Genomic DNA, 16,778 nt, shown 5'->3' with positions numbered 1-16,778 from the left:
AGGAGGGATAGCATTGGTTATTCATTATAAATGTCCAAACTGCGGATCTGATATGGAATTTGACGCTGTATCGGGGATGTTATCCTGTGGTAGCTGTGGAAGAAAAGATAATATTGAAGACTTCTCTGAAGAATTTATCACCACAACATTTTCTGAAGATGAAGCAAAGCAGTACAACTGTGATAACTGTGGAGCAGTTATCATTACGGAAGCAGACACAACGGCAACACATTGCAGCTTCTGTGGAGCGGGAGTAGTACTGGGAGATCGGTTATCAGGTGATTTAGCTCCAGCGAAGGTTATCCCTTTCACAATCAGTAAGGAAGAAGCAATGGCTGCCTTCCGTAAATGGTGCCGTAATGGTCGTTTAACACCTAAAGGATTTATGACTGCGGATCGAGTAAAGGGAATCACCGGATTATATGTCCCGTTTTGGTTGTATGATTTAGATAGTAAAGCAGATGTAAAAGCTGTTGGAACGAGAGTGAGAACGTATACGCGGGGAAATTACATCTATACGGAAAAGAAATTTTATGATGTGTACCGTGATATTGATTTAAGCTATGTAAAAGTTCCTGTAGACGCGTCCGAAAAGCTGGATGATACGTTAATGGATAAATTAGAACCATATAATTATCAGAAGTTTAAAGATTTTAAAACCCCATATCTTGCTGGGTACATTGCAGAAAAATATAATTTTAGTGATGAAGAATTGTTTTCTCGGGTAAAAACAAAAGTACAGCCCTACATAGACTCCTATATTCGTTCAACCATCAGTGGATATTCTTCGGTAAATTATAAAAGTAAAAATATCCGTACGAAAAAAACAAAAGCACATTATGTTCTTTTACCTGTTTGGATGGTTTATTATGATTTTGATAAGCAAGAGCATACCTTTGCGATGAACGGTCAGACAGGAAAGATAGTTGGGAAACCACCAATTAGTCTAGGGAAGGTAGCTAGCTGGTTTGGTGGAATTGCTGCAGCTGCATTCGTCACCTTGAAAATTATCTCCTATGCTGTTGGAGGTGTTCTTTGGTGAGCAGACGCTATTCAAAGCTTATTATTTTGATAATGACATTTGTATTCTGTTTCGTTACAATGGGGACAGTCGTTGCATCGGAATCCAAGCAACGAATCTATGATGATGCTAATCTATTGAGTGAAGCTGAAGTGACGAAACTTGAAGAATTAGCACAAGAATATAGTGATAAACAAGAAACTGATTTTATTATTTTATCAATTGAAGATGCAGACGGAAAAGATATAGAAAAATATATGGGAGATTTCTACGACGAGCATGGGTTTGGTTATAATCAGCAACATGGCAATACTGCAATATTAGCTCTTGATATGAAAGAAAGAGACGTTATGTTGATGGGATTCGGTAAGGCAGAGGAATATTTAGATGCAGAGAGACTGGATTTAGTGCGAAATAAAATAACTCCAGATCTATCAAGTAAAAATTACTATGATGCATTTGTATCATTTATTGAAACGTCTTCAAGGTATATGGAATTTAGACCCGGTGTCAATCCTGAAAATCCGTTATTTAAATGGTGGATTCAATTAGGAGCAGCGGTAATTGTTGCGGGGCTAATTGTAGGATCAATGGTCTATAATTCAGGTGACAAGGTCACTACGAACAGTCGAACTTATTTTGATGATAACAATACACGCATGAATAGTAAACGTGATATTTTTATTAATAAAACCGTTAGCAAACGGAGAAAGCCTTCAAATAATAATAAGGGTGGCGGTGGCCGCGGAGGTGGCGGCGGCTTTACTGGCGGTGGACGCTCATTTAGCAGCAGCAGAGGGAAGTTCTAGCGCACCCATTTTATATCACCATTGATATAAGGAAAGGAATGATTAAATGTCTTTTTTTAGAAGCCAGCTCTCAGATGTAGTGGAGTGGGAAGAGTTTCGAGATGATATGATTTTTTGGAAATGGAGCAATCGTGAAATAAAAAAGGGCAGTAAGCTTATTATTCGCCCTGGTCAGGATGCTGTCTTTTTAAATAGTGGTCGAATTGAAGGGATTTTTCAAGATGATGGGGACTATGATATTGAATCCCAAATTATTCCTTTTCTATCAACCTTAAAAGGATTTAAATTTGGTTTTAATAGTGGTATGCGTGTAGAAGTACTATTCGTCAATACGAAAGAGTTCACCGTTAAATGGGGAACGAAGAATGCGATTAACATTCCGACCCCAACACTTCCAGGAGGACTACCGATCCGTGCCAATGGAACATTTAACTTTAAAGTAAATGACTACATGGCATTGATTGATAAGATTGCTGGTGTGAAGCAAAGCTATCTGGTTGAAGATATAAAAATACGAATTACGGCAATCCTTGATCAGCTTCTGATGAAATGGATAACGCGAGAAGGAAAGGATATCTTCAACCTGCAGGCGAATGCATTTGAGATTTCACAAGGAATCAAAGAAGACCTTGACATGCAGATTATGGATAACGGCATGAGAATTACCGGATTCAATATTATGAGCTTTAATTATCCGAAAGAAGTGCAGGACATGGTTACGAAAAGCGCCTCTCACGGAATGGTTGGCGATGTAGCGAAGTATCAGCAAATAAAAATGACAGATGGAATGGCTTCTGGTAAGGTTTCTGGATCTGGTACAGCCTCTGATATGGCTGGGATGATGATGGGAATGAATATGGCAAATCAAATGATGCAAAACATGAATCAGAATACAGGGCAGCAGTCCGGGCAGCAGCAACAGCCAAATCAAAGCAACAATTTCAATCAGAATAACCAATCAAATTCATCTAATCAACAAGACTCCAGCAATAAGCAAATACCTAATTTCTGTCCGAATTGCGGACAAAAAACAACTGGAACAAACTTCTGTCCGAACTGTGGGCATAAGTTTATCTAAAATTAGAAGCAAGGGACATTCTCTTGCTTCTTTTGAATTTCGTTTGTATCAAACTTTTCAATCATATACGCCCTTACTTTCCACATGAACTGTAACTGAAATCTCGTTAAGACTATCCATTGAAAGTTGATAATTGTTGACTTCTTCAAGAGTCATCCCGTTACGAAATAACCAATGCTTTAAATTATATACATCAATATCCTTATCTACACTAGCTTGAAATGTCTGCATAATATCATCTTTAACTTGCTGCGAGATTATTTTTTCTATTTGTTCTGAAGACATCTTTTCCTCGAGATCTGCAACATGTCCTCTCATTTTTAACTGGAATTGAAACGTTGCCTCTTCCCCGTCATTTACTTGTTTTATGGTTGCCTTTGGACTTGTAATTTGCACTACTCCTATGTGCTCACCATCCACGATAATATCAACCGGTGTATTTTTGACTTTAGCGTCCATCCATCTTAGACCTATTAGTTCTTCATAGGACATCCATTCTGTAAGTTTCCCTTGATCTATTGGGAAACTCCCATTTATCCTTAACGTTTCTTTTGGATCCTCTTTTGCAGCCAGCTCCTGCCAAGCATTCGTGTCAATCGATATAGAAGGGAGAAAAGCTGTACCAGCGGGTTCATTGTATATTGAAATAAACCGATGCATCCGCAAAGGTTCAATATAGGAATATACGTTGTAAATTTGCTCGGGCTGAAATAAAATTGTGTAGATTGGTGGTAAATGAAAGAAGCCAGTAACGCTAAATATTTTCTTAATGGATTCCTTTGTTCCGTATACCCATGGTGTGTATCGAAACTCTCCGTTTCTGCGGATTGCTTGATCGACCTTTTCGATACCTTGTTCTAGGACTGATTCCGAATAAATAATAGATCCAACCTGTCCCCAATTAATCGGTGCTTGAGCAGTTTTATATAAATTATTCATTGCTTCATTAAAGGTTTTTCCTGAACTTTGTCCGACAAACAATGGTGCATCTGCAGATTGTTTCGCTCCCTCTTGTTTGGCTACATTGGAAAAGTCCATCATTTGCACATAAAGTACGTAGTTTCCATCAACAAAATCGATTCCAATAGCTGTAGCGAAATTAACCTCCCCAATTTCCTTTTCATCCCAGCACCCGCTTAATAGGAGTAATAGAATAATCCCTATTGATAAAGCATGACATACCTTCAATTTATTTGTCCTCCTGCCTATCATGGTCCTCTGTTTTGAGAATTTTAGCACGTTCATCTTGCTGGACTACAGGAATTTTTAAGAGTGATTTAGCAAAATCTCTTTTAATAAAAGGAGAGACAGGACTTAAAAATGGAATTCCAAATGACTCAAGCTTTGCTAAATAACCTACGATTAAAAATAAGCTAAGGAAAAATCCATACATGCCTAATACGCCCGCACACAGGATAGAAAAAACCCGTAAAATCGTTACCGTTCCAAATAATGATTGATTACCTAAGGTAAACGTTGCAACGGCGGTAATGGAAGAGATCACTAGCATCGTAGGTGAAGTCAAACCAGCTCGAATAGCAGCATCACCTACGATTAATCCACCTACTACGGCAACAGTCTGTCCGACAGCTTTAGGCAACCGGACACCAGCCTCACGAAAGAGCTCAAAAAGACCAATCATTAGTAATAATTCAACAGTAGTGTTAAACGGGATTCCTAAGCGTGAAGCTCCGATTGTTGCAAGTAGTGAAAAAGGGATTTGATCTACATTATATGCAGATAAGGCAACCCAAAATGCTGGGAGGAAAATAGATATTCCCAATCCGATCACCCGAAGAAGAATTTCAAATGAAGCATAATAAAATGGCATATGTGTATCCTCTGACGACTTTAATAGATACCCTAAATTAGCAGGTCCCACAATGACGTTAGGGACATTATCGATAAATATTGCAAATCGTCCACGTACCAAACCACTAACAACACCATCAGGACGAGAAACACTTTTTAATAATGGAAATATGGAATAACGGGAATCTGTTAATAGCTCTGATAATTGATTGTCACTGTTTAAAGCGTCTAAATCAATATTATTTAATCGTGCAGTTACCTCATTAATTATCTCTTTATTTTGGATATCCGTCATATAAACGAGACTAACCTTTGTATTACTGCGTTTTCCAATTGTAAATGACTTTGTAACGAAGGAATCTGTTTTCAGCCGTTTACGAACTAATGCGATATTGGAGCTAATATCCTCGATAAAAGCATCGCGAGGTCCCTTCACGGAGACTTCCGTAGTCGATTCTTCAGGAGACCTTTTTGGAGGATTTGATGTATTAAAAAAGTATACCGTTTTTGCTATTACAATGGCTGTGTAACCATCAAAAATCTTATCTTTTATAGATTCCCTAAAGGAAGGATTGTCCGGATTCCAAGGGAGTGAAATTGAATCACTTAATTCATTAAGGTCATTAGTATGATGGCATTTTCGAATTTCAGGAAGGATGCTATCTACTAATAAATCACTATTAATTAGGCCTTCGCAATAGGTAATGACTATTTCTTTATCTTTTTTTTCACGAGTTAACGGATATCTTTGAACTTTTATATCAGAAGAGTGTTGAAATAGATGTTTAAAATACGTTTCTTTTAATGCTGCATTATTATTTTTCATCTGTTTCCATTCCATTCTTTGAGGTTTTGATAAGCAGTGTTAAAAATAGAATCATGACTACTGCAAAAACGCCAGTTCCTGGATAAAAATAATTTTTTAAAAATACGGAAAAAAGCTCATCTGATATAGGAGCTAAAACTAGCATTAAATAAAGGATACAAATGACAGCTTGCGCGATAATTCGCTGACTCTTTTTTTTGTATTGTAAGGCTCGCGTGATTAAATACAAAATAAGAGCTAAACGAATAAATGATCCAGACAGCCATTGATAAATAGATAAAAAGTCGACATGATTAAAGTACTGACCAATACTAAGGATTCGCCATTGTAAAAATGCTGGGTAGCGAAGTCTTCCAGCCTCATCTGCTCCGAAAACAGAAATACTACCTATTAGTGGTCCTAATGTTAGAATGAATAGAAAAAAGGAAAGCAGTAATATGTGCTTGAATGTTACCCTTTTTGTGATTTCATGCTGAATCATAATTAGCAGAAATATCTCTAGTAAGGAACCAAAAACAAATATGGAACCGTTTATAACATCGACCCAGCCATTTTCAACAAGTACAGGTGTAATGAGTGAGTAATTTTTATTCGGAATCGTACCAATCGCGACAAGCAAACCAAATAAAACGACAAACGGAAGTAGGACACCAGCACATATGGCAATAACATTTAATTTTCCATAAGAAATATATAGTGAGGTTGCAAGAATGGAAATCCCCACGACAAGCATGGGAGTATCTTGCAAATAGGTCTCATGCGTCCAGGTAACGGTTTCCTTTAATGTAATAAACCCAGTGATAAATAAAAAAATACTAATTAGAACGGCAATTATACGACGAAAAGCTTTATTATAATTTGTTTCAAGCCATTCAAAAATGGATATGCTTTTGAAGTGTTTTGTAACATATACCATTAAGAGAAGGATTGGGATACTAATAAAAAATCCAATGAAAACACTGATCCAAGCATCACGTCCAGCAGCATCGATTAGTAAAGGGATGACTAGTACATGATTGCTCAGACCAGTACTGATTAGGAAAATAAAAAAGAACTGGGAAACGCTAATAGGATTTTTCATGATACCTCCGCGGAATGGTGTACTTATCATATAATGTGTAAAAAAATCCTTCGTTATGCATTTATTATATACATAAACTTTATTAATAGAAGGTAGATGAAGGGGGAGGTATTAGTTAGGTGTAATTAAGTGTTTGCAATAGCTAAACCGTTTCCTTATTTATGGATTTAGCCGAAGGACTTTTAAGAGTGGGAAGATACGATACCACACTATTCAACCTTTTACCACTTCAAAAAGCGATATCGTACATAGAATTCCCTCGGAGTTACAGCAAAAGCTAACTTTAATCTACCTTCCGAATGGGCCAAATAAAAACGCATTTGTACGAAGTATATTGAAAGAGGAGCATTTTATTATTCTTATTAGAAGAGAAGGGCAGCATATTTTCTTTTTCAATGAAAACTTCTGCATCTTGGATTTTCCAAGGCGTATGATGAATATCCCCCCTGTAAAGCGCTCCATGTTTATAAGTCCATAGGACATAGCGTTCAAGCAGCCAGTAGCTAAGACTTTGTATTTCCGGGTAATAGGGCTTGGATATTGGCTTGTAACGTCCCTTGAAAGCAGCTTCCCTATGACTTTTTCGATTGGACTCAAAATAAAGAAAATCTTTCTGCCTTTTCATTTTCATCCTGGCATGAAAATACGGTAATGTAATAACTCTGGCACCAAGAACGGAGAGCAATTTATCGGCATCCATGCTAAAAAAGTAAACTCCTGGTATTCCTTGGCGTTTTACATATGTTCGAACATTTACTTCTAAATAGGTACTTAAAAATGGGAGAGCTGGCATAGTGCGCAGACGCATTCCAGTTACCTTGAATGGAATAATACTAATCCATGCCCTTCCGTCGTATGTATCTAATTCTAATCCTTCTGGAAGGTGGGCTTTGATTATTTGCTCAGGGAATGGCATGTGGATGAATAGCAAATGATGCCACTGCTGTGTAAAAATCCAAAGTTTATTTGGGAGCGGTAATTCCCGATGCTGTGTACTTGTGAAAATATGCCTATTCAATTCCGTCACCTAATCCTTTTATTTTATGTTTATTATGTGAAGGTAAAGGTTCTTCATTCAGATTTAATGAGAAAAGGCAATTTTGTTAGGCTGGTACTATTAAAGGCTGTCGATTTTTCATAATCGATGGCTCAGTTGTCTAAGCAGTATTTAAATATGAAAAATATGTTTTTAGCTTGTGTAAATAAAAATTTTATTCGATGAATCTAAATAGGAATACATATTTAGGAGGAGATTGACATGTATTTCCTTGTAAATTATAAATCTATTAATAAATTAGGGATGATAAATCTGCCAAAAAAATGGCGTGCTGCATTAGGGTTTCAGGATGGAGAGCGCGTAGAAATACGAATGAGAAGAAACGAAATATGGATTATTCATGGAACGAATGAAAATTACGAGAACCAGCGATTTATATCCTCAAGAGGAATGGTTAATATACCTGCTGAATTTAGAAGAATATTAGAAATTGATACAGACACAGAGCTTTGTATATATGCAGAAGTGACACAAAATGCATTTATCATTAAGCCGTACAATTAAAATGAATTGCAGCCCTACCTAATTTGGTAGGGTTTTTACTTATTTCAAGATAGATTCCTCTGGCCTTTCCATTAAAAATTGGCTTTCCTGCCGTTACTGGGAGGACAAGGCATTCATATGCTATGGTGAGGAGGTGTTACCGATGTTTGAAGTCTATGATGTTGCTTTGATCGCTCTTATCGTTGGTCTGGTGGAGATTTTGAAGACTGCTGGACTACCTAAGAGATGGCTGCCTGTTGCTTCTGTCATATTTGGCTTAGCTGGAGGTATCTTTTATGTAAGTCCTGGCGATCTGAAAAGCGGTATAATAATCGGACTAATATTGGGGCTTTCTGCAAGTGGACTATATTCTGGGAGTAAAAATATAGTTGTAAGGAAAAAATAAACCTCCAATGCATAGTGAAGGCATCCGCCAATCTTTTCGCGGATGCCTTCCTTAAAATAAAATATTATGTGAAGCGATTCAGTCGCTTCCAGTTTAGCGAATTTATTGTCAGTCTTATTCGCTGACATTCCCTTCTGTAGGAATTGGATTTTCGGCTAGAATTCTTGCTAGGTGGACAAGGTTATGGCTTGCAATTTGTGCATTTTTTTGAGTAAATTCATTTTCTTTTCCATTTGCTTCAATATAGGAAGCACCTGGACCTGCTTCACCAACCCAATAAGAAAGGGGGTTTGGCGGCAAGGAGAAACCAAAGTGTCCTAAGCTGAAGAGAATGTCTCTGGCTGCATGTTTGGCACCATCTTCATTCCCTGTTACGACTGTTCCAGCTACTTTATTGTAATAAATAGGCTGGCCTTTCTCATTCGTTTCCGAGCCGGAACCACTAATTCGTTCCATGACCATTTTAGCAACACTGCTCTTTTCACCAATCCATAAAGGTGTACCGACGAGCAAAATATCTGCCTTTTTTATTTTATCTGCTATTACTGGCCACTCATCACCGTCACCCATATCTCCTTCAACACCAAACGCTATGTTGTAATCAACCACTCGAATTGTTTCGGTTTCCACTTGCTTTTGTTGAAAGACATCGATGAATTCCTGTAGCAGCGCATCAGTATTTGATGTTTCATCAGATGTTTTTAATGAACAATTCAATAGTAATGCTTTTAAATTACCCATGACAAACACTCCTCTTTCTTTATTCTATAAGGCTCTACCCTAAAAACTGCTTTATTATGCATCGTTTTCGGCAAAGTTCGAATAGCCCAACTGTATGGTTAGAATAAAATAGCCTGATGATGGGAAAGACAAGAGGGAATCTATTTTACTTGATTGAGGCGATAACATGGCTAGAAGCACCCTGATTAATCGGATTAAAAATAGAAAGCAACAAAATAACGATAAAGCTAGAGATAAAGCGCCACAGCAGGTAAACCTTCAGGTTGAAATTACAAAGGATCTTGATTGCAATGTAAAGAATTCTAAGGAGATATTTGGTAATCCGGATGATTTAGTTATCCGTGAATTAATGATTGGCAGTATAGAAAAGAGATCAGCAATTGTTTATATTAGTGGATTAACCGATGAAGATTTGATTAATAATAATATATTAAAAACGATTCAATTAAATATGAAGGACTTTAAGACGAACATACTTGAAGACATATATGAAGAAGTAGTTGCGATTACAGCTATTAAAAAAACGCAATCAATGGATGAGGTTTCTCTCGCAATTTTAAATGGAAGTACTGCGTTTTATATAGATGGTTCAGATACCGTTCTAATCATGGAAACAGCTGGTGGAGAAAGACGTTCGATAGAAGAGCCTGATTCTGAAACATTAGTGCGTGGTCCAAGAGATGGATTTGTGGAAAGCATTGATACAAATTTGGCATTAATTCGCCGCGATATTAAAGATACTAACCTGCGCTTTAAAGGATATGAAATTGGGAAACGCACGAAGCAAAAGCTAGTGATGGTATATATGGAGGGGATTGTTAATCCAGAGATTGTGCAGGAAGTTGATCGAAGGCTGAAATCAATTGATACGGATTATGTTTCCGATTCCTCTCATGTCGAGCAGTGGATAGAGGATAGCTTTTTATCTCCATTTCCACAACTATTAGATACAGAGAGGCCCGATCGGGTTTCATCTAACGTTATAAAAGGGAAAGTTGTGATTTTACTGAATGGTTCGCCATTTGCATTAATCGCGCCAATTACGATAGGGGATGCACTGCATTCAATGGAAGATTATTCACAGCGCTGGGTATCTGCTACTTTATTACGTGCCCTTCGTTACCTTACTGCTTTCTTTGCAATGTTTTTACCAGCGCTTTATATTGCCTTGGTCTCTTATCATCCAGGCATGATTCCGAGTACGTTAACGTATTCCATCGCAGGTTCGAGGGAAGGTGTACCATTTCCAAGTGCAATTGAGGCATTTTTAATGGCATTAACATTTGAGATTCTGCACGAAGCTGGGGTAAGGCTGCCAAAGGTTATCGGACAAACAATTGGTATTGTCGGTGGATTAGTTATTGGAGAGGCAGCAGTAAGTGCAGGAATAGTTAGCCCAATCATGGTAGTTGTGACTGCACTGACAGCCATTGCATCCTTTAGTATTCCGGCTTATAGTGTAGCAGTCACATTTCGAGTATTGCGTTTTGCTTGTATGATTGCAGCTTCCTTACTGGGATTGTATGGCGTTATTCTTGTATATATTATGGTGAATATCCATATCGTCAATTTGAAGAGTATTGGGATACCATACTCGACTCCTTTTGCACCGACATTTGTTAGTGATTGGAGGGATTTGGTCTTGCGTGCTCCGTTCACAATTTTAAAGAAGAACCCTAAATATTTGAAAACGGTAAATAACGAATCGGCTGAAAATGATGGGAAACAAGGAAAGGAATAATCCATGCGTAATTTTAAATATGGTGATGATAAAATACAAAATCGAGACATTATGATTGCACTGCCCTCCATGTTAATCGGGGTAGGGATTCTTCCATTTCCAAGAATACTTGCTGAGGATACAAGATTTTCAGATGGCTGGATCGTTATATTATTTTCGGGGGCTATTGTAACAGCTATTGCATGGTGTGTTGCAAAGCTGGCTGCCAATTTTCCGAATCAATCCTTTCTCGATTATTCTTCTTCGCTGGTAACCAAACCCGTTGCTGTCTTTTTTACTTTTTTATTTACTGTTCAAGGTGTTGCTTTAACTGCCTTTGAAGTCCGTGCCATAGCGGAAATCTCGCATCAGTATTTATTTAACCGTACACCAATGGAGGTTGTTGCCCTGACGTTTTTGCTTGTTGTTGTATATGCAGTAGCGAATACTCGCGGGGGGATCTTCCGGCTGAATGCAATGTTTTTGCCAATTATCTTTATCACGACAGGGCTATTAGTGCTTTTTTCCGTTCCATTTATGGGATGGCATAATGTGCTGCCTATGTTTAAAACCGATCTGCAAGGCTACTTGCAAGGCTCTTTAAAAACAACTTTGTCCTATACCGGAGTTGGTATTTTGTTTTTTTATATATCATTGGTAAAAGAACCAAAACATGTGGCAAAGTATACTGTTATCGGAATGTCATGGGCGATTATATTGTATGTTTTTATCTTTGTCACATGCATAGCAGTGTTTGGTGAATTAACAACCGCTAATATTCGTTTTCCATTGATTGAGCTCGCAAAGTCGATTGAAATTCCCGGTGGTTTCTTTGAACGAATCGAGTCAATTTTTTTTGTGATATGGATTATGGCGATTTTTACTACAACCGCAATGGCCTTTGATGTAGGGGTTCTAGCATTGAGTTCTATTATACCTAAGGTGAAAAAAATACATCTGCTCTTTGTTCTAACCCCGCTTATTTTCGCGGTTGCAATGATACCAAGGGATTTTATTGAAATGGAAAACTTCGGAAACTATATGAGTTACTCAAGTTGGATTTTAATTGTCATCATTACGACGATATTAGGGGTAATGTATAAAGTAAAAGGAGCGAAGCAAAATGAGAAATAAAAAAATGCTTCTTGTAATTGTATTTAGCTTCGTTTTCATTACGTTATCTGCTTGCTGGGACGACGCAGAATTAGAAGACCGTGAATTCATTGTAGGAGTGGCGATTGATTTAGTAGGAGATGCTGATGATGGAGATAAAATGTTTGAAATGACACAGCAATCTGCAGTCCCTGCCGGTTTAGCGACAGCAACAGATAGTGGCTCAGGGAAGGCATATTTAAATTTAAGCCAAACAGGAAAAACGTTAAACCAGATCAATGCCAAAATCTCAAAGCAAACAAATAACATGATTAACACGGAGCACTTGAAGCTGATACTCGTATCAAAGGAATTGGCTGAAGAACCAGGTTTATTTACGAATGTTATTGATGTTTTTATCCGCGTGCAAGGATTCAGAAGGGGGATTAAGGTAGCGATTGTAGATGGTGAATCACCTGCGAAGGAAATTTTAAATATTGATCCAGAGCATGCTTATATTCCATCACAATATCTCAATGAATTATTGGAAAATGAAGTAACACCAGAGACAATGGAACCACTCCGGATTGGAGAACTGCAAGAACTATTACTGAATAAAAGCAGCTTTACAGTTCCACTGCTCACTAAGCATTCAGCTAGTACGGCAAACTATGAGAGCGTAGCTATATTTGACGGAAATTCCAGTCGCTTAGTGGATACAATCTCAGGTGAAGATGCGATGGGGTTAAATTTTATCCTTGGAAGGAATCAAGTAGGAAGTGTCAGTACGGAAGTGGAAGGAGAACAGATTGCTTTTTCCATCAAACAAGGGAACAGTAAAATAAAGCTTATAAACAGCAATAAAGATGCATTAGCTTTTCATATAGAAATGAATGTGGAAGCCCAGGTTGAAGAGTACCATGGTTATAAAGATTATTATACGAAAGAAGGAGCCAAACAATTTGAAGAAGTGTTAGATCAAAAAATTAAGTCGATGACAGAGCGTACGATCAGAAAACTGAAGGATGATTTACAAGTAGATGTAATGAAATTGGATAATCATCTCCGAATGTTCCATTATGATGTATGGAAGCAAGTTAAGGATAATTGGGATCATGGAGAAAATTATTTTGCTAATAGCGATGTAACCGTTGATGTTAATTCGGTTCTAGTGGAACCTGGCAGCATTATTCAAATTAAGCGAAAAGGAAATGAGGAATAGGGATGTGGGAAACATTAGTAGACAGGCTTCCAACAGGGATGGAAATACTTTGTACCTTTTTAGCCTTTTTCGTGCCTTTTCTCGTTTATAACATCAATCGAAAGCTGCACCAGGAAATGGACCCATCCTGGAAAAACAGGGATTCAGAAGACAAGTAAGGAATCAAACCAAAGCACGCAAATGCTTGGAAAATAACGTAAGGTAGTGAGTGATAATGATGATTATTTCTTTAATTAATCTTATATTGCTTGTTTTACTGCTTAGTATCTTATTTGTGTTTCTGTTTGGCTGGAGATGGATGCTAAAGCGCATGACGAAAAAGATGGGTAAGATTATCTTTACAGACAGCTATCAAGAAAATTTAATCGAATTGATCCCAGGTATTAGGCATATGGGAATCCAAAATGTCCTTGAGAACAATTTACGTGCAGAAACAGGAGATGTTCTGCACCGTCCCTTAGGATCTTCTAAAAACTGGCCACATATGGATACAGTAACATTTATACCAGCACAGGTAGCTTCATTTCCAATTGATGGTGATGAAGATGTTGATGTAAAAGTTACCATCGGGCCAAAGGCAAAAAAGCCGCTCGAAATTGAAATTCCATTACTTATTAGTGGCATGGCCTATGGTATTGCTTTAAGCGAAGAAGTTCGACTGGCATTAGCGGATGCGGCAAAAGAGACAGGTACGGCAATCAATTCTGGTGAAGGTGGGGTTTTGCCAGAGGAATTAGATGCAGCTAATAAATATATTTTACAGTTTTCCAAAACAGAGTGGTCAAAGGATGAGAACTTATTAAAACGTGCAGATATGATAGAAATTAAGTTCGGTCAAGGTGCGCTTGTTGGAGTCGGGGGGAGAATTTCGCCAGAGAATCTAACAGGAAGAGCACGGAAGGTAATGGGATTAAAGGAAGACGAAGTAGCAGTAATCTATGAGCATTTCTTTGATAATCAAACAATAAAAGATATAAAAGAATTAGTCGAGGAGTTAAGGAAACTAACGGGTGGAGTTCCAATCGGAGCCAAGCTGGGAGCCGGGGGCAAATTAGAACAGGATATTGACCAGTTACTGAAAATCGGGGTTGATTATATCGCAGTAGATGGAGGACAAGCTGCAACACATGGAGCGCCTCCTGTATTATCAGATGATTTTGGGATACCGACCTTGCATGCCGTTATACGTGCGGACAATCACTTAAAAAAACGCAATAAGAGAAAAGAGGTTAGCCTCATTATATCCGGCGGTCTATTTACACCATCGGAATTTTTAAAAGCTATCGCATTAGGAGCAGATGCCGTTTATTTAGGATCGGCGATTCTTTTTGCAGTGGCACACAGCCAAACGCTCGACGCTATTCCATTTGAACCGCCTACACAGGTTGTATGGAATGAAGGGAAATTTAAAAATAAATTTAATAGAGAAGATGGCGCACAATCAGCAGCTAAATTTTTAACGGCAAGCATAGAAGAGATGAAGGTAGGTCTAAGAGCAATGGGGAAACGTTCGTTAAAGGAAATGACGTTAAAAGACCTTGTATCTTATGACAAATTAACGAGTGAGATGCTAGGTATTCCTTTTTCATTTGAACCATGGCAAGAGAAGAATCAAGCAAAGGAATCGAATAAACAAAAAAATGCTTCCGAATCATAGTACTGGAACCAATCAGCAGGTATGGTAGACTAGGGTAAAATGCTTCTGTGAGGAGTGTACATATGAATTTGGGAACATACTTAAAATTAGATGCCGTGGAAATGGCGCAGTTGATTCAAAGGAAAGAGATCTCCGCAAAGGAACTTATGACAATTGCCTTCGAACGATTAAACGAAGTTCAACCAACCTTGAATGTTGTAACACATTCAAGAATGGAGCAGGCACTTGATGAAGCAGAACGCATATCAATAGAGGATGCTCCGTTTAACGGTGTTCCTGTTCTGTTAAAAAATATCTCTCAAAGCTTAGAAGGGGAGCTAATGACAGCGGGTAATAAGCTGCTTGAGGGGAATCGTTCGAAACATGATTCTTATTTTGTGAAAAAGCTTCGCGAGGCTGGATTTCATTTTATGGGACATACAAATACACCAGAGTTCGGATTAAAAAACATTACAGAACCTAAAATTTATGGGCCAACTCGAAATCCCTGGAATACAGATTATTCGCCAGGTGGCTCCAGTGGGGGAGCGGCAGCAGCGATTGCTTCTGGAATTGTACCACTTGCAGGTGCGAGTGATGGGGGTGGATCCATACGAATTCCAGCTTCGTTTACCGGGCTATTTGGATTAAAGCCTACACGAGGAAGAACTCCAGTTGGACCAGGAGTTGGCAGACAATGGCATGGTGCATCAATTGATTTTGTTTTAAGCAGAAGTGTCCGGGATAGTGCAAGCATGTTGGATTTACTTCAAGTTGTACAACAAGAGGCAGCATTCCAGACACCATTATACCCAGGAAGCTATCACAAGAAAATGCTGGAAGACTTTGATAGGCCACTAAGAATTGCTTACACAACAAAATCCCCTGTTGGTACTCCAGTAAGTGCGGAGGCAATGCTTGCGGTGGAAAACACAGTAAAATGGCTGGAAGCACAGGGACATCATGTAGAAGAGAAAGAAAATGGTGTGGATGGTGTCCAATTAATGAAGGATTATTTCATGATGAATAGTGGCGAAATGAGCTTAACTGTTCAAGAATTAGAAAAGGCAATTAATCGTGCAATTACCGCTGATGATGTAGAAATCGAAACATGGGTGCTTAGCGAAGCAGGGAAGTCCCTCTCAGCAGCCGATTTCTCGGCAAGCCTTGCATCATGGGATACAGCTGCTGCACAGATGGCATCCTTTCATCAGATATATGATTTTTATATTACTCCAGCTACAGCGGGCACTGCCCCTACGATCGGCGAGCTGACCCATTCGAAAGCAAGTCAGGAAAAGCTGCGGATGCAGGTAAGGGAAGCAGACAAAGTTAAACAACAAGAACTTATTTATGAGATGTTTTTACCTAGTTTAACGTATACGCCATTTACCCAGCTGGCTAATTTAACTGGTCAGCCAGCAATGTCTGTTCCCGTGCATCTTTCAAGTGAGGGTCTTCCATTGGGAGTGCAAGTAATGGCACCAAAGGGTGAAGAACATCGCTTGTTGCAGCTGGCAGTGCAACTGGAACAGTCGGACCTTTGGGTAGGGATGAAAGGAAATTCCTATTTCGAAAAAGCTTAATCAGAGCTAGTTTCAAATCTTTATAGAGTAAAAAGTCAGAAGAACTAGAGAGGCTCAGAACTTAAATAAAGTGTTAAAAACAGTAGGAAATATTACATAGTCACCAGTGAGAGGAAAGGCATAGATGAGACACCGTAGTGCGATAGCACAAGGGGCTCTCCGGCCACCTACGAATGCGCTAAGTATATTTCTGAAGCGGTTCATTCCG

General features: G+C 38.5%; 16 protein-coding genes. 11 read left to right on the top strand and 5 right to left on the bottom strand.

The features are described 5' to 3' along the window. Nucleotides 1-13 precede the first annotated feature (13 nt). The 3 genes from NSQ77_RS06300 to NSQ77_RS06290 are packed head-to-tail and all read left to right on the top strand — an operon-like array spanning nt 14 to nt 2,908. Nucleotides 14-1,042, top strand: coding sequence for a TFIIB-type zinc ribbon-containing protein (locus NSQ77_RS06300; RefSeq protein WP_339229649.1), 1,029 nt, complete (start codon nt 14-16; stop codon nt 1,040-1,042). Continuing rightward, a complete protein-coding gene (locus tag NSQ77_RS06295; protein ID WP_339229647.1) occupies nt 1,039-1,830 on the top strand; it encodes a TPM domain-containing protein in 792 nt (263 codons plus the stop codon). The genes NSQ77_RS06300 and NSQ77_RS06295 overlap by 4 nt, the downstream gene beginning before the upstream one ends. 46 nt (nt 1,831-1,876) lie before the next feature. Then, nucleotides 1,877-2,908 (top strand): SPFH domain-containing protein, encoded by a 1,032-nt coding sequence (locus NSQ77_RS06290; RefSeq protein WP_339229646.1) that lies wholly within the window; start codon nt 1,877-1,879, stop codon nt 2,906-2,908. A gap of 57 nt (nt 2,909-2,965) precedes the next feature. Here the strand turns inward: NSQ77_RS06290 and NSQ77_RS06285 are convergent, their stop codons facing one another. From NSQ77_RS06285 to NSQ77_RS06270, 4 genes are all read right to left on the bottom strand, one after another. Then, entirely contained in the window at nt 2,966-4,096 is a 1,131-nt protein-coding gene (locus tag NSQ77_RS06285) for a Ger(x)C family spore germination protein (RefSeq protein WP_339229645.1), read from the bottom strand. Nucleotide 4,097: 1 nt separating this feature from the next. Further along, nucleotides 4,098-5,546, bottom strand: coding sequence for a spore germination protein (locus NSQ77_RS06280; protein ID WP_339229643.1), 1,449 nt, complete (start codon nt 5,544-5,546; stop codon nt 4,098-4,100). Continuing rightward, nucleotides 5,536-6,627 (bottom strand): endospore germination permease, encoded by a 1,092-nt coding sequence (locus NSQ77_RS06275; protein WP_339229642.1) that lies wholly within the window; start codon nt 6,625-6,627, stop codon nt 5,536-5,538. Before NSQ77_RS06275 ends, NSQ77_RS06280 begins: the two co-directional genes overlap by 11 nt. 283 nt (nt 6,628-6,910) lie before the next feature. Beyond that, on the bottom strand, nt 6,911-7,645 hold the full coding sequence (locus NSQ77_RS06270) for a DUF2071 domain-containing protein (protein ID WP_339229640.1): 735 nt from the start codon (nt 7,643-7,645) through the stop codon (nt 6,911-6,913). Between the two features lie 240 nt (nt 7,646-7,885). Between NSQ77_RS06270 and NSQ77_RS06265 the strand changes: the two genes are divergently transcribed. Next, nucleotides 7,886-8,188, top strand: coding sequence for a hypothetical protein (locus NSQ77_RS06265; RefSeq protein ID WP_339229639.1), 303 nt, complete (start codon nt 7,886-7,888; stop codon nt 8,186-8,188). 142 nt (nt 8,189-8,330) lie between these two features. After that, nucleotides 8,331-8,573: a hypothetical protein gene (locus NSQ77_RS06260; RefSeq protein WP_339229637.1), complete on the top strand. Its 243-nt coding sequence runs from the start codon at nt 8,331-8,333 to the stop codon at nt 8,571-8,573. A 114-nt stretch (nt 8,574-8,687) separates the two neighbouring features. On the opposite strand, the gene NSQ77_RS06255 is transcribed toward NSQ77_RS06260, so the two are convergent. Beyond that, complete coding sequence (locus tag NSQ77_RS06255) at nt 8,688-9,314, bottom strand: flavodoxin family protein (RefSeq protein ID WP_339229635.1); 627 nt, start codon at nt 9,312-9,314, stop codon at nt 8,688-8,690. Nucleotides 9,315-9,480: 166 nt separating this feature from the next. Between NSQ77_RS06255 and NSQ77_RS06250 the strand changes: the two genes are divergently transcribed. The 6 genes from NSQ77_RS06250 (at nt 9,481) to NSQ77_RS06225 (ending at nt 16,570) form a co-directional block, all read left to right on the top strand. Further along, the gene (locus NSQ77_RS06250) at nt 9,481-11,055 is read left to right on the top strand and encodes a spore germination protein (protein ID WP_339229633.1); all 1,575 of its coding nucleotides are present in this window, start codon (nt 9,481-9,483) and stop codon (nt 11,053-11,055) included. A gap of 3 nt (nt 11,056-11,058) precedes the next feature. Continuing rightward, nucleotides 11,059-12,168 carry an endospore germination permease gene (locus NSQ77_RS06245; RefSeq protein ID WP_339229631.1) on the top strand — a complete coding sequence of 370 codons (1,110 nt, stop codon included), beginning with the start codon at nt 11,059-11,061 and terminating at the stop codon, nt 12,166-12,168. Then, on the top strand, nt 12,158-13,348 hold the full coding sequence (locus tag NSQ77_RS06240; RefSeq protein WP_339229629.1) for a Ger(x)C family spore germination protein: 1,191 nt from the start codon (nt 12,158-12,160) through the stop codon (nt 13,346-13,348). Before NSQ77_RS06245 ends, NSQ77_RS06240 begins: the two co-directional genes overlap by 11 nt. Before the next feature lie 2 nt (nt 13,349-13,350). Next, on the top strand, nt 13,351-13,506 hold the full coding sequence (locus NSQ77_RS06235) for a hypothetical protein (RefSeq protein ID WP_339229627.1): 156 nt from the start codon (nt 13,351-13,353) through the stop codon (nt 13,504-13,506). A 59-nt stretch (nt 13,507-13,565) separates the two neighbouring features. Further along, nucleotides 13,566-15,005, top strand: a complete 1,440-nt coding sequence (locus NSQ77_RS06230) for an FMN-binding glutamate synthase family protein (protein ID WP_339229625.1) — start codon at nt 13,566-13,568, stop codon at nt 15,003-15,005. Between the two features lie 62 nt (nt 15,006-15,067). Then, nucleotides 15,068-16,570 carry an amidase gene (locus tag NSQ77_RS06225; protein ID WP_339229624.1) on the top strand — a complete coding sequence of 501 codons (1,503 nt, stop codon included), beginning with the start codon at nt 15,068-15,070 and terminating at the stop codon, nt 16,568-16,570. Nucleotides 16,571-16,778 lie beyond the last annotated feature (208 nt).

The organism is Oceanobacillus sp. FSL K6-2867 (assembly GCF_037963145.1).
GTDB lineage: Bacteria > Bacillota > Bacilli > Bacillales > Amphibacillaceae > Oceanobacillus.
The sequence above is the reverse complement of the archived record's forward strand: the minus strand, read 5'-3'. Positions and strand labels throughout refer to the sequence as shown.